The organism is Pseudomonas sp. H3_D04 (assembly GCF_054669175.1).
Window position 1 is genome coordinate 5,372,928 of the sequence record NZ_CP162801.1, and the last position, 14,426, is coordinate 5,387,353.

A 14,426-nucleotide genomic window follows, 5' to 3' on the forward strand; every position below is an offset into this window, starting at 1 on the left:
AGGGAATGACTCTGTTTCAGCGCATCGGCGCAGTATTCACCCTGGCTGTTGCGCTGAGCGGCTGCACCAGCCCGGTGTACACCGCCAAGGAACACTTTCCCGGCGACAAGGGCCTGAGCGACGATCGGATGAGCCGCGCCATCGTCACCGCACTGATCGAGCGCCAATGGATCGTGCAGTCGGCGCGCCCCGGCATGATCAAAGCGGCAATCACCGTGCGCGACCGGCACCACGCCGAAATCGACATTCCCTATACCTCCACCTCGTTCGAAATGGACTACCGCGACAGCCGCGGCCTAGACTACAAGGACGGCAGGATCCACGGCACCTACAACCGCTGGATCAATTACCTGCGCGACGACGTGGTCAAGCAACTGGCCACCGACCCGGACGCTGATCAAGTCTTCGCCTCGCAAGGCGCCTATGAACCCACCTACCAGGACTTTCAGGAAGGCGTGAAACGCGCCACCGAAGTTGGTCTGCTGGACGGCAGCGTCAAGTTCTACCTGGCAGGAGAAGCACTGCCAACTCAGGTGCACAAGCTGAAGGCGGTGAGCAGCAGCCGAAGAGCCGACGACAACGAAGACAAATCCGCTGAAGACGCCTGCTACTGGGCGTTGCAATCGACCTTGGCAACTTTGCAAAGCAAGGCCAAGAAGGCTGGTGCTAACGCCGTGATCAACATCGCCGGCATCAACAAGCGCGACCTGAGCCAGGACACCGGTAAATACCAGTGCAGTGACGACGAGGAAATACCTGGGCTGGAAGCGCTCAAGGCCGTGGTGTCCGGGGTGGCGTTGCACGGGGATCTGGTGCGGGTTGACTGAGGCGAGCACCTCGAGAACGACAAAGGGCGCCTTTCGGCGCCCCTTCACAAACAGGTCGGCTTGTCATCGCCCTGTACCTGTCTGGCTCTGCGATGGCTGGTTGCCCAGGATCCTCAGAGTCTCACAAGCCCCTTACGGGAACGGGGGGAGTATTGCCCGAAACAGGATCAAGGGCAACGACTGGCCATTCGCCTGACTGCGCCACTTCCGATGCCATCACAGGCCAAGCGCACTACGTACCGCGACTTTGATTGCGTAAAACTCATCTGTTTCAAGGTGTGAAATAACATAAACACGCTTTCCATGTCGGTCTCGACTTTTGATCCGGTCCAGCCTGGAGAGGCTTACTGTCGCAACCATATCGCATTTCGCCCAGCAAACAGGACTGGCACCCTGTAGATGACTTTGAAGTTCCAGGTGGTGATCAAGTATGCGATCCGGAGCGGTAGTACTGAGCGGCACAACTGTCACCAGTAAGCTGTTGGTTTTGTGTTTTCGTATCACGACAACAGGTCTGACTTTGATCATTTCGGGGACTTCATACCCCCTGAAATCACAAATCAGCACACTGCCTTCCTTCGGTTGATATAGAAGTGGCATCCATGGCACTCATCGAAAGAAATCGATTTTGCTCAACAATCGCGCAAATCACTAAACAGGATCCGTTACTTTAAGTGTCCCTGCGCTCAAGCCCCCTCAACCTTCCTCGTCAACAAATCCACAAACGCCTTGGCCATCGGCGACTTCTGGTCCTTGCGCTGCACCAGCCACACCGCCGACACCGCTTCCGGATCAAGCAACGGCCGGTACACCACGCCGTCAATGCGCATCCGCTGATAAGACGCCGGCAGCACCGACACGCCCAGCCCCGCCGCCACCAACCCGATAATCGTCATTGCCTCGCCTGCCTCTTGCGCGAAGTGCGGGCTGAAACCGGCATCGCGGGCCAGGCTGAGCAACTGTGCATACAGGCCGCTGCCATAGCTGCGTGGGAAGAAAACGAACGGTTCGAGGGCCAATGCCGAGAGGAACAAACCCTCTTCGCTGTCGTTCACTAGCGGATGTTTGGAGCTGAGCACCGCGACCAGCGGCTCACGCATCAACTCCACGACGCTGAGGGAATCCGGCAGCCCAAGCGGTCGCATGATGCCGACTTCGATCGACTCATCGACCAGCGCGTCGGCCACTTGGGTGCTGCTCATCTCCCGCAGATTCAAATGCACCGCCGGGAAACGCTGGCGGAACGAGAAAATCGCCTGGGGAATGGTCGAGTTGAACGGCGCCGACGAAGTGAAACCAATTTTCAGTTCGCCCAACTCACCCAACTGCGCACGCCGTGCCACGTCGGCCGCTTTGTCGACCTGCGCCAGCACCAGTCGCGCTTCTTCCAGAAACAGCCGACCGGCCTCGCTGAGTTCGACCCGACGATTGGTTCTCTCGAACAGCCGTGCTCCGACTTCCTGTTCCAGCGCCTGAATCTGCTGGCTCAGGGGCGGTTGCGAGATGCCCAGCACCTGAGCGGCGCGGCCGAAGTGCAATTCTTCGGCGACGGCGATGAAGTAGCGCAGGTGACGCAATTCCATGAAAACTCCATTAGGTCGTAAAACCTATCAAACAGGTCGAACAATATATTGGATTGAATCATTAGGCAGCTATATGCTTTTTTCATTGCCTGACCGGCTGCGCCCTCCGAGGTCCGAAGTGAAAACTGCTGTCGCCCCCCTTGCCCACGAAGTTCCGCCCACCTCGGTGGGCGATGTTGTCGCCGAATTGAAAGAGATCTACATCGAGAAAGGCACGCCAATGTTCATGCGCACGGTACTGGCGCTGTTCTCCGGCGGCTTTGCGACCTTCGCCCTGCTCTACTGCGTACAGCCGATGATGCCGCTGCTGTCCCACGAGTATTCGATCAATGCGGCGCAGAGCAGCCTGATCCTCTCGGTGGCCACCGGCATGCTCGCCATTGGCTTGTTGATCACCGGCCCGATCTCCGACCGTGTCGGACGCAAACCGGTGATGGTCGCGGCCTTGTTCGCCGCCGCACTGTGCACCATGGCCAGCGCGATGATGCCGAGCTGGCAAGGCGTGCTGGTGATGCGTGCGTTGATCGGCTTGTCGTTGAGCGGCCTGGCGGCGGTCGCCATGACGTACCTGAGCGAAGAGATCCACCCGCAGCACATTGGGCTGGCGATGGGTTTGTACATCGCCGGCAATGCGATTGGCGGGATGAGCGGCCGCTTGATCACCGGCGTGTTGATCGACTTCGTCAGCTGGCACACGGCAATGCTGGTGATTGGCGGGCTGGCGCTGATCGCGGCGACGGTGTTCTGGAAAATTCTCCCCGAATCACGCAACTTCCGCCCCCGCTCGCTGCACCCGCGCAGTCTGCTCGATGGCTTCACCATGCACTTTCGCGACGCTGGCCTGCCGCTGCTGTTCCTTGAAGCTTTCGTGCTGATGGGTGCGTTTGTCACCCTATTCAACTACATCGGCTATCGCTTGCTGGCCGAGCCGTACCACATGGACCAGGTCTTCGTCGGTCTACTGTCGGTGGTGTACCTGTCGGGCATCTACAGCTCGGCGAAAATCGGTTCCTTGGCCGACCAACTGGGCCGGCGCAAAGTGCTGTGGGCGACGATTGTGCTGATGCTCGCAGGCCTTGCGCTGACCATGTTCACGCCGCTGCCGTTGGTGATTATCGGCATGTTGATCTTCACCTTCGGCTTCTTTGGCGCGCATTCCGTGGCCAGCAGTTGGATAGGACGGCGAGCGGTGAAAGCCAAGGGGCAGGCCTCGTCGCTGTACCTGTTCAGCTATTACGCCGGGTCGAGTATTGCAGGGACAGCGGGCGGGGTGTTCTGGCACTTGGGCGGGTGGAACGGGATCGGGTTGTTCATTGGTGCGTTGCTGGTGATTGCGCTGCTGGTGGCGTTGAAGCTGGCGAAGTTACCGCCGTTGGAAAATCTGAAGGCGTGATGCACATCCCTGTGAGAGCGAGCCTGCTCGCGAAAGCGGTCTTTCAACAGACATCACTGTTGGATGTGCCGGCCTCTTCGCGAGCAGGCTCGCTCCCACAGGGGCCGAGTGTGACCTGAGATCTCTATACAAAAACGCCCGGCATAAGCCGGGCGTTTTTTATTGGACGACGATCACTCGTGATATTGCGCCGACAGCTCATGTACCGCGCGCATGAACGCACCCGCATGTTCCGGATCGACTTCCGGTGTGATGCCATGGCCGAGGTTGAACACATGACCACTGCCTTTGCCGTAGCTGGCGAGAATCCGACCGACTTCGGTGCGGATGGCTTCTGGCTTGGCGTACAGCACAGTCGGGTCCATGTTGCCTTGCAGGGCGACTTTGTTGCCGACGCGTCGGCGGGCTTCGCCAATGTCGCAGGTCCAGTCCAGGCCCAACGCATCAGCGCCAGCGTCGGCGATGCTTTCCAGCCACAGGCCGCCGTTCTTGGTGAACAGGATGACCGGTACTTTGCGGCCTTCGTGTTCGCGGATCAGGCCGCTGACGATTTTGCGCATGTAGGCCAGGGAGAACTCCTGGTACGCCGCCGCCGAGAGGTTACCGCCCCAGGTGTCGAAAATCTGCACCGCTTGCGCGCCGGCCATGATCTGGCCATTGAGGTAGCTGGTGACCGACTGCGCGAGCTTGTCCAGCAGCAGGTGCATGGCTTGCGGGTTGTCGTAGAGCATGGCCTTGGTCTTGCGGAAGTCTTTCGACGAACCGCCTTCGACCATGTAAGTGGCCAGGGTCCACGGGCTGCCGGAGAAGCCGATCAGCGGCACGCGGCCGTTGAGTTCGCGGCGGATGGTGCTGACCGCGTCCATGACGTAGCCAAGGTCTTTGTGCGGATCAGGAATCGGTAGGGCTTCGATATCGGCCATCGTGCTGACGACTTTCTTGAAGCGTGGACCTTCGCCGGTTTCGAAGTACAGGCCTTGGCCCATGGCGTCCGGGATGGTGAGGATGTCGGAGAACAGGATCGCCGCGTCCAGTTGCGGATAGCGGTCGAGTGGCTGCATCGTGACTTCGCAAGCGAACTCCGGGTTCATGCACAGGCTCATGAAGTCACCGGCCTTGGCACGGCTGGCGCGGTATTCCGGCAGGTAGCGACCGGCCTGACGCATCATCCATACCGGCGTGACGTCTACGGGTTGCTTGAGCAGGGCGCGAAGGAAACGGTCGTTCTTCAGGGCAGTCATGTCGGCATCCGGAAAAAAAGTGCGGGCATTTTCTCAGAGCTCGACGCAAAAGGCACGGTTGCAGGTCAGCCTTTTGTCTATCGGGTCAATATGTCGCGGGGAAATACGCTATTTAGCAACACGCTGAAACCAATGTGGGAGCGAGCCTGCTCGCGAAGAGGGCTTCACATTCAACATCTCTGTTGACTGATCCACCGCTTTCGCGAGCAGGCTCGCTCCCACAATTGATCGCATTCCAGTTCTGGAAAGTGATCAGACGCCCAAGTAATCCAGGATCCCTTCGGCCGCATTACGGCCTTCGAAGATCGCCGTTACCACGAGATCAGATCCGCGAACCATATCGCCACCGGCGAAGATTTTCGGGTTGCTGGTCTGGTGCTTGTACTGACCTTGTTCCGGGGCCACCACGCGGCCCTGGCTGTCGGTCTGGATGCTGAACTGCTCGAACCACGACGCCGGGCTCGGACGGAAACCAAATGCGATGACCACGGCGTCGGCCGGGATGATCTCTTCGGAGCCCGGGATCGGCTCGGGGCTGCGACGGCCACGGGCGTCCGGTTCGCCGAGACGGGTCTCGACCACCTTCACGCCTTCGACGCGGTCTTCACCGACGATGGCGATCGGCTGGCGGTTGTAGAGGAATTTCACCCCTTCTTCCTTGGCGTTCTTCACCTCTTTGCGCGAGCCCGGCATGTTCGCTTCGTCACGACGATAAGCGCAGGTCACCGACTTGGCACCCTGGCGAATCGAGGTGCGGTTGCAGTCCATCGCCGTGTCGCCGCCGCCCAGCACCACAACCTTCTTGCCTTTCATGTCGACGAAATCTTCCGGCGACTTTTCAAAGCCCAGGTTGCGGTTGACATTGGCGATCAGGAAGTCGAGCGCGTCATGCACGCCCGGCAGATCCTCACCGGCAAAGCCGCCCTTCATGTAGGTGTAGGTGCCCATGCCCATGAACACGGCATCGTATTCTTCGAGCAGTTGCTCGATCGTCACGTCCTTGCCCACTTCGGTGTTCAGGCGAAACTCGATACCCATGCCGGTGAAGACTTCGCGACGATTGCTCAGCACGGTCTTTTCCAGCTTGAACTCGGGGATACCGAAGGTCAGCAGACCGCCGATTTCCGGGTTCTTGTCGAACACCACCGGGGTCACACCGCCGCGTACCAGCACGTCGGCACAACCCAAACCTGCCGGGCCTGCACCGATCACCGCAACACGCTTGCCGGTCGGTATAACCTTGGACATGTCCGGGCGCCAGCCCATGGCGAACGCGGTATCGGTGATGTACTTCTCGACCGAACCAATGGTCACCGCGCCGAAGCCGTCGTTGAGGGTGCAGGCACCCTCGCACAGACGATCCTGCGGGCACACCCGACCGCAGACTTCCGGCAGGGTGTTGGTCTGGTGCGACAGCTCGGCGGCCTGGAGGATGTTGCCCTCGGCCACCAGTTTCAGCCAGTTCGGAATGAAGTTGTGCACCGGGCACTTCCATTCGCAATACGGGTTACCGCAACCCAGGCAGCGGTGGGCCTGATCGGCCGAATGCTGGGGTTTGAAGGGTTCGTAGATCTCCACGAACTCTTTCTTGCGTTGACGCAACAGTTTCTTCTTCGGATCTTTGCGCCCGACATCGATGAATTGGAAGTCGTTGCTGAGACGTTCGGCCATCTTCAAAACCTCGTACACGACAGCTTCAAGCTACAAGCTTCAAGCTGCAATAAAATCAAATTAATCCGCCACACCGCGCAAGCTTCAAGCTTGGCGCTTGAAGCTTGCGACTTGCCGCTGCGTCGTTTATTGCGGACTCGCACGAGTACTTGAGAGCAGAGATTTCAGACTCGCCGCCTTAGGTTTGACGAGCCAGAAACGACGCAAATAGTCATCGAGGTTTTCAGCGAGGTTACGACCCCACTCGCTGTCGGTTTCCTCGACGTATTCGTTCAGCACGCGTTGCAGGTGGCTGCGATAGGCTTCCATCGCCTCACCGCTGATCCGCTGGATTTCCACCAGTTCGTGGTTGACCCGGTCAACGAAGCTGTTGTCCTGGTCGAGCACGTAGGCGAAACCACCGGTCATGCCTGAGCCGAAGTTATAGCCGGTCTTGCCCAGGACGCAGACGAAACCACCGGTCATGTACTCGCAGCAGTGATCGCCAGTGCCTTCGACCACGGTGTGAGCACCGGAGTTACGCACGGCAAACCGCTCACCCGCGGTGCCGGCGGCAAACAACTTGCCGCCCGTGGCGCCGTACAGGCAGGTGTTGCCGATGATGGCACTGTCCTGAGTCTTGTAGACGCTGCCCTTCGGCGGAACGATAACCAGCTTGCCGCCAGTCATGCCTTTGCCGACGTAGTCGTTGGCATCGCCTTCCAGGTACATGTTCAGGCCGCCGGCGTTCCACACGCCGAAGCTCTGACCGGCCGTCCCTTTGAAGCGGAAGGTGATCGGCGCGTTCGCCATGCCTTGGTTGCCGTGTTTGCGGGCGATTTCACCGGAGATCCGCGCGCCGATCGAACGGTCGCAGTTGCAGATATCCAGGGCGAAATCAGCGCCGCTCATGTCGTTGATGGCCGAGGTGGCCATGTCGACCATTTTCTCGGCCAGCAGGCCCTTGTCGAACGGCGGGTTGCGGTCGACCTGGCAGAATTGGGGCTTGTCTGCCGGGATGTGATCGCTGCCGAGCAACGGGGTCAGGTCCAGGTGTTGCTGCTTGGCGGTCTGGCCTTCGAGGATATCCAGCAGATCGGTACGACCGATCAGCTCTTCGAGGGAGCGCACGCCCAGCTTGGCCAGCCACTCGCGGGTTTCTTCGGCGACGTAGGTGAAGAAATTCACCACCATGTCGACGGTCCCGATGTAGTGATCCTTGCGCAGCTTCTCGTTCTGAGTGGCGACGCCGGTGGCGCAGTTGTTCAGGTGGCAGATGCGCAGGTATTTGCAGCCCAACGCGATCATTGGCGCGGTGCCGAAGCCGAAGCTTTCAGCGCCGAGGATCGCGGCCTTGATCACGTCGAGGCCGGTTTTCAGGCCGCCGTCGGTCTGCACCCGGACTTTGCCGCGCAGGTCGTTGCCACGCAGGGTCTGGTGGGTTTCGGCCAGGCCGAGCTCCCACGGAGCACCGGCGTATTTGATCGACGTCAGCGGCGATGCACCGGTGCCGCCGTCGTAGCCGGAGATGGTGATCAAGTCCGCGTAGGCCTTGGCCACACCGGCGGCGATGGTGCCGACGCCCGCTTCTGCAACGAGCTTCACCGAGACCAGGGCCTTCGGGTTGACTTGTTTCAGGTCGAAAATCAACTGCGACAAGTCTTCGATCGAATAGATGTCGTGGTGCGGCGGCGGCGAAATCAGGGTCACGCCCGGCACCGCGTAACGCAGCTTGGCGATCAGACCGTTGACCTTGCCACCTGGCAGCTGCCCCCCTTCACCGGGCTTGGCGCCCTGAGCGACTTTGATCTGCAGCACTTCAGCGTTGACCAGGTATTCCGGGGTTACACCGAAACGGCCAGTCGCGACTTGCTTGATTTTCGAGCTTTTGATGGTGCCGTAACGCGCCGGGTCTTCGCCGCCTTCGCCGGAGTTGGAACGCGCACCGAGGCGGTTCATGGCTTCGGCCAGGGCTTCGTGGGCTTCCGGCGACAGGGCGCCCAACGAGATACCGGCGGAGTCGAAGCGCTTGAGCACCGATTCCAGCGGTTCGATCTCGCTGATGTCCAGCGGCGTGTCCAGGGTCTTCACCTTGAACAGGTCGCGGATCATCGACACCGGACGGTTGTCCACCAGCGCCGTGTATTCCTTGAACTTGCTGTAGTCGCCCTGCTGCACAGCGGCTTGCAGGGTATTGACCACGTCCGGGTTGTACGCGTGATATTCGCCACCGTGGACGAACTTCAGCAGACCGCCCTGCTGGATCGGCTTGCGCGGGCTCCAGGCTTCGGCCGCCAGGGCTTTCTGCTCGGCTTCGATGTCGACGAAACGCGCACCCTTGATGCGGCTCGGTACGCCACGGAAGCTCAGCTCACAGACTTCTTCAGACAGGCCGATGGCTTCGAACAACTGCGCACCGCGGTACGAGGTAATGGTCGAGATACCCATCTTCGACAGGATCTTCAACAGACCTTTGGTGATGCCTTTGCGGTAGTTCTTGAACACCTCATAAAGGTCGCCCAGCACTTCACCGGTACGGATCAGGTCGCCCAGCACTTCGTAGGCCAGGAACGGATAGACCGCCGAGGCGCCGAAACCGATCAACACCGCAAAGTGATGCGGGTCACGAGCGGTGGCGGTTTCCACGAGGATGTTGGAGTCGCAACGCAGGCCTTTCTCGGTCAGGCGGTGGTGCACCGCGCCGGTGGCGAGCGAAGCGTGGATCGGCAACTTGCCCGGGGCAATGTGGCGGTCACTCAGCACGACCTGGGTGCGGCCGGAGCGCACGGCTTCTTCAGCCTGATCGGCGACGTTGCGGATGGCCGCTTCGAGGCCGACGCTTTCGTCGTAGTTGAGGTCGATTATCGCGCGCTCGAAGCCCGGACGATCCAGGTTCATCAGCGAACGCCACTTGGCCGGCGAAATGACCGGCGAGCTTAGGATCACGCGCGAGGCGTGTTCCGGCGACTCCTGGAAGATGTTGCGCTCGGCACCGAGGCAGATCTCCAGCGACATGACGATGGCTTCACGCAACGGGTCGATCGGTGGGTTGGTGACCTGCGCGAACTGCTGGCGGAAATAGTCGTATGGCGTGCGCACTCGCTGGGACAGCACGGCCATTGGCGTATCGTCGCCCATCGAGCCGACGGCTTCGTAGCCCTGCTCGCCGAGCGGACGCAATACCTGGTCGCGCTCTTCGAACGTGACCTGGTACATCTTCATGTATTGCTTGAGCTGGTCGACATCGTAGAAAGCCGAACCGTGGTCGTTGTCTTCCATGGTCGCCTGGATGCGCAGGGCATTCTTGCGCAGCCATTGCTTGTACGGATGACGGGACTTCAAGCGGTTGTCGATGGCGTCGGTGTCGAGGATCTGACCGGTTTCGGTGTCCACGGCGAAGATCTGGCCCGGGCCCACACGTCCCTTGGCGATCACGTCTTCAGGCTGGTAGTTCCAGACGCCAATTTCCGAGGCCAGGGTGATGAAACCGTTCTTGGTGGTGACCCAACGCGCCGGACGCAGACCGTTACGGTCGAGCAGGCACACCGCGTAACGACCATCGGTCATTACCACGCCGGCCGGGCCATCCCACGGTTCCATGTGCATCGAGTTGTATTCGTAGAACGCCCGCAGATCCGGGTCCATGGTTTCGACGTTCTGCCACGCAGGCGGAATGATCATCCGCACGCCACGGAACAGGTCGATGCCACCGGTGACCATCAGCTCGAGCATGTTGTCCATGCTGGAGGAGTCGGAACCGACACGGTTGACCAGCGGGCCGAGCTCTTCCAGGTCCATCAGATCGTTGGTGAACTTGGTGCGACGGGCCACGGCCCAGTTACGGTTGCCGGTGATGGTGTTGATCTCGCCGTTGTGGGCGAGGAAGCGGAACGGCTGCGCCAACGGCCATTTCGGCAGGGTGTTGGTCGAGAAGCGCTGGTGGAACACGCAAATCGAGGTTTGCAGGCGCTGATCGCTGAGGTCTGGATAGAAGGCGGTCAAATCCGCCGGCATCATCAGGCCTTTATAAATGATGGTCTTGTGCGAAAAGCTGCAGATGTAGTGATCGGCATCGGCAGCGTTGGCCACGGACGAGCGACGACGCGAGGTGAACAGCTTGATCGCCATGTCCTGGTCGCTCAGGCCTTCACCGCCGATGTACACCTGTTCGATCTGCGGCAGGCGCTCCAGGGCCAGACGGCCGAGGACGCTGGTATCGATCGGCACTTTGCGCCAGCCGATAAGCTGCAGGCCGGCGGCCAGAATCTCGCGGTTCATGTTCTCGCGAGCGGCTTCAGCTTTGACCGGGTCCTGGTTGAAGAAGACCATGCCCACGGCATATTGCTTGGGCAGTTCGACGCCGAAGGTTTCCTGGGCGATGGCTCGCAGGAACACGTCCGGCTTTTGAATCAGCAGACCGCAACCGTCACCGGTCTTGCCGTCGGCGTTGATCCCACCGCGGTGGGTCATGCAGGTCAGGGCCTCGATGGCCGTTTGCAAAAGGGTATGACTGGGCTCGCCCTGCATATGGGCTATCAGGCCGAAACCGCAGTTATCCTTGAATTCATCTGGTTGGTACAGACCTGCTTTCATAGACACTTTCTCACCAGGCTGCCTCTTTTCGAGGCAAATTTCTTTTCAATTCAACCACTTGCGTTCCGCGCCGAACGTTCGCCGGCTTTAGCGGGGGCAAAAGGGTGGTCATTGTACACAGCGACACAGAGGCTCACAAATTTGACGACGAACTGTCGCAAATCTATGTCGCATTTGTGAAAGGTTTAAAGCGATCTGCTGTGCTAGTCAAAACTTTTTTAATTTTGACCGCAACGACTCAAAGACTACTGTGACGCAGACACCACAAGGCACACGGCCTGTAGAGGCGGCATGCACTTGTAGAAATTTTGAGGTGCTTGGAGAGGCGGCCTGGGTAAGGCCGCCGAATCTTCAGCGAGTTGTTGCCAGTTCCTGTTGGACGCTGGCGACAGTGCGAGGCCAAGGTTTACCAGCCTGAACCTTCGCTGGCAAGGCCTTGATGGCGGTCAGGGCTGCATCGCGGTTGGCGAAGTTACCGTAGGTGATGACGTAAAGCGGCTTGCCGTTGAGGACTTTCTTGAAGTAACGGTACTCGCCGCCCTGCTCTTTCACGAAGTTTTGCGCGGTCGCTTCGGAGCTGGTGCCGAGGATCTGCACCACATAGTTGCTGGTAGGCTGCCCGGCGTACCAGGTGCCACCAGCGCCTTTCGCAGGAGCGGCGGCTGGCTTCTCGACAGGCTTGGCGGTGGCCACGGCGGCTGGCTTGGCTGGCGCTGGGGCCGGCTTCACGGCTGGCGCAGTCGGGACTGGCTTGGCGGTCGCAACCTGAGTCGGCGCAGGCACCGGTTTGGCGGCAGGCGTCGGCGCAGGGCCAGGCTGGATGCCCGCCGGCGGCGCAGTGGTGGTCACGGTTGGCGGTGTAGCGCTGGAACCTTCGACCGGCACACCGTCGTCGCCTTCGGTGATGCCACCGGCGGCTTCGGCCAGCGGACCGCGCATGACCGGTTGCGAGTTGCCGACCAGCGGCAATGGCATCGGCTGCGAATTACCGGCGAATTCGACGGAAGGTGCCCCGCCGCTATCAGGTTGTGGCGTGCCCTGGCCGAGCGGCAGTTGCGCCTGTTCGTTGGCCGGCGCGCCGGTGGTCGGTGCTTTGCTGCGGCCCGGCATCAACCAGGCGGCGGCTACCGCGACCACGACGACGGCGGAAATCGCCAATACGTGTTTCTTCGGCATGTTGAACCCCATACTTGGACGCTTGACCGCTGAGCGGCTGGCAATCATGGCTTCGATCATTGCATCGCGGGCAACCTGGTTGATGTTGCCAGGCCAGCCGTCGGAGCTTTCGTGAATATCAGAGATCTGATCTGCGGTAAAAAGTTCGATACCCCGGCCGGCGCCTTCGAGCCGCTGGTCCAGGTATTCGCGGGTTTCTTCTTCGGTGTAAGGCTGCAACTCGATGACGTGGAAGCGTTCTTCCTCGAGGCTCAGCGCGTCCAGTTGCGCAATCAGCGACGACTCACCGAACAGGAACACATGCGGACGACCTTCCGGCGCACCGGCGGCCAGGGCCAGCAAGGCCTCCAGCGCGGATTCGTCGAGCTGCTCGGCGTCATCGACCAGCAAATAGACTTCCTGCCCGGTCAGCGCCAGCTGCACGACCTGCGACAGAATCGCATTGACCTCCGCCTGGGCAACGTTCAGCGCCTGGGCCACCTGATGCAGCACGCCGGCCGCATCGCCAGCGCCACGGGCGGAAACCACCACGCTTTGCACCGATTGCTTGTTGGTGCTGGCCACCAGGGCCTGGCGCAACAGGGTCTTGCCGCTGCCCTGCGGGCCGGTGACCACCAGCAGCAACTGGCTATAGCGCGCCAGATGATGCAGCTGCCCCAGCACCGGTTTGCGCTGGGCCGGGAAGAATTTGAAGCCAGGCACCCGTGGAGCAAAAGGGTCATGACTCAACTGGTAATGGCCGAGGAAAGCCTCGTCGGCATGCAAACTAGTCATCGGGATCTTATTAACCTTTAAGCTGAGCCAGGGCGCGGTAATCCGCTCCCAGCGTGGCCTGTAAAACTTCTTTCGGATAATCGTCGGTCACCACCGCTTCGCCCATGTGGCGCAGCAGCACCAGGCGTAAACGACCGTCGATCACTTTCTTGTCAATTGCCATGTGTTCTAGAAAATCGGCTTCAGTCATCTCTTCAGGCGGGATGACCGGCAGGCCGGCACGCTGAAACAGGCGAATACCGCGATCGCGTTCTTGCTCGCTGATCCAGCCCAATCGCGCGGACATTTCCAAAGCCATTACGGTGCCAGCAGCGACGGCTTCACCATGAAGCCAGACACCATAGCCCATATGGGTTTCGATAGCGTGGCCGAAGGTGTGGCCCAGGTTCAACGTGGCACGAACACCGGTTTCCTTCTCGTCGGCACCGACCACTTCAGCCTTGGCGGCGCAGGAACGCTCGATGGCATACGTCAGGGCGACCTGGTCCAGGGCGCGCAGGCGATCGACGTTTTCTTCGAGCCAGGTCAGGAATGGCTCGTCGCAGATCAGCCCGTACTTGATGACTTCCGCCAGCCCCGCAGAGAGTTCGCGGGCCGGCAGGGTGTTGAGGGTCGCGGTATCGATCAGCACGACGTTCGGCTGATAGAACGCGCCGACCATGTTCTTGCCCAGCGGATGGTTGATCCCGGTTTTGCCGCCCACCGAGGAGTCGACTTGCGACAGCAACGTGGTCGGGACCTGGATGAAATCGACACCGCGCTGATAGCAGGCAGCCGCGAAACCGGCCATGTCACCAATCACACCGCCACCGAGGGCGATCACCGTGGTACGGCGGTCGTGGCGTGCAGTCAGCAGGCCGTCGAAAATCAGTTGCAGGGTTTCCCAGGTCTTGAAGGCTTCGCCGTCGGGCAGCACCACGGAAATCACCGAGAACTGCGCGAGGCTGCGGGTCAGACGTTCGAGATAGAGCGGCGCAACGGTCTCGTTTGAGATGATCGCCACTTGCCGTCCGCGGATGTGCGGTGCCAGCAGTTCCGGCTGATCCAACAAACCTTCGCCAATATGAATCGGGTAGCTGCGCTCGCCTAGATCGACCTTGAGTGTCTGCATGTGTCCCCACAGTGAAGATGGAATCAGGCGTCCTGCCTTGAATTAACGAATGTCCACGGCGTCTGCTGGTGTGACGCC

General features: G+C 60.3%; 9 protein-coding genes. 2 read left to right on the top strand and 7 right to left on the bottom strand.

Going from position 1 to position 14,426, the window contains the following annotated elements:
* The first annotated feature begins 5 nt into the window (after window positions 1-5).
* On the top strand, window positions 6-827 hold the full coding sequence (locus AB4N91_RS24725; RefSeq protein ID WP_288114486.1) for a hypothetical protein: 822 nt from the start codon (window positions 6-8) through the stop codon (window positions 825-827).
* A gap of 216 nt (window positions 828-1,043) precedes the next feature.
* Here AB4N91_RS24725 and AB4N91_RS24730 read toward each other — a convergent pair whose 3' ends face one another.
* The gene (locus AB4N91_RS24730) at window positions 1,044-1,427 is read right to left on the bottom strand and encodes a type II toxin-antitoxin system PemK/MazF family toxin (RefSeq protein WP_010464404.1); all 384 of its coding nucleotides are present in this window, start codon (window positions 1,425-1,427) and stop codon (window positions 1,044-1,046) included.
* A gap of 86 nt (window positions 1,428-1,513) precedes the next feature.
* Window positions 1,514-2,410: a LysR family transcriptional regulator gene (locus AB4N91_RS24735; RefSeq protein ID WP_010464406.1), complete on the bottom strand. Its 897-nt coding sequence runs from the start codon at window positions 2,408-2,410 to the stop codon at window positions 1,514-1,516.
* Window positions 2,411-2,528: 118 nt separating this feature from the next.
* Here AB4N91_RS24735 and AB4N91_RS24740 point away from each other — a divergent pair, with 118 nt between their 5' ends.
* Complete coding sequence (locus tag AB4N91_RS24740; RefSeq protein WP_083375225.1) at window positions 2,529-3,803, top strand: MFS transporter; 1,275 nt, start codon at window positions 2,529-2,531, stop codon at window positions 3,801-3,803.
* A gap of 173 nt (window positions 3,804-3,976) precedes the next feature.
* Here the strand turns inward: AB4N91_RS24740 and hemE are convergent, their stop codons facing one another.
* The 5 genes from hemE to aroB form a co-directional block, all read right to left on the bottom strand.
* Window positions 3,977-5,044, bottom strand: coding sequence for a uroporphyrinogen decarboxylase (gene hemE, locus AB4N91_RS24745; RefSeq protein WP_010464411.1), 1,068 nt, complete (start codon window positions 5,042-5,044; stop codon window positions 3,977-3,979).
* A 252-nt stretch (window positions 5,045-5,296) separates the two neighbouring features.
* Window positions 5,297-6,715, bottom strand: a complete 1,419-nt coding sequence (locus AB4N91_RS24750; protein WP_010464413.1) for an FAD-dependent oxidoreductase — start codon at window positions 6,713-6,715, stop codon at window positions 5,297-5,299.
* 126 nt (window positions 6,716-6,841) lie between these two features.
* On the bottom strand, window positions 6,842-11,287 hold the full coding sequence (gene gltB / locus AB4N91_RS24755) for a glutamate synthase large subunit (protein WP_077747616.1): 4,446 nt from the start codon (window positions 11,285-11,287) through the stop codon (window positions 6,842-6,844).
* A gap of 351 nt (window positions 11,288-11,638) precedes the next feature.
* Window positions 11,639-13,237: an SPOR domain-containing protein gene (locus AB4N91_RS24760; protein WP_172792064.1), complete on the bottom strand. Its 1,599-nt coding sequence runs from the start codon at window positions 13,235-13,237 to the stop codon at window positions 11,639-11,641.
* Between the two features lie 10 nt (window positions 13,238-13,247).
* On the bottom strand, window positions 13,248-14,348 hold the full coding sequence (gene aroB / locus AB4N91_RS24765) for a 3-dehydroquinate synthase (RefSeq protein ID WP_102593630.1): 1,101 nt from the start codon (window positions 14,346-14,348) through the stop codon (window positions 13,248-13,250).
* Between the last annotated feature and the right edge of the window lie 78 nt (window positions 14,349-14,426).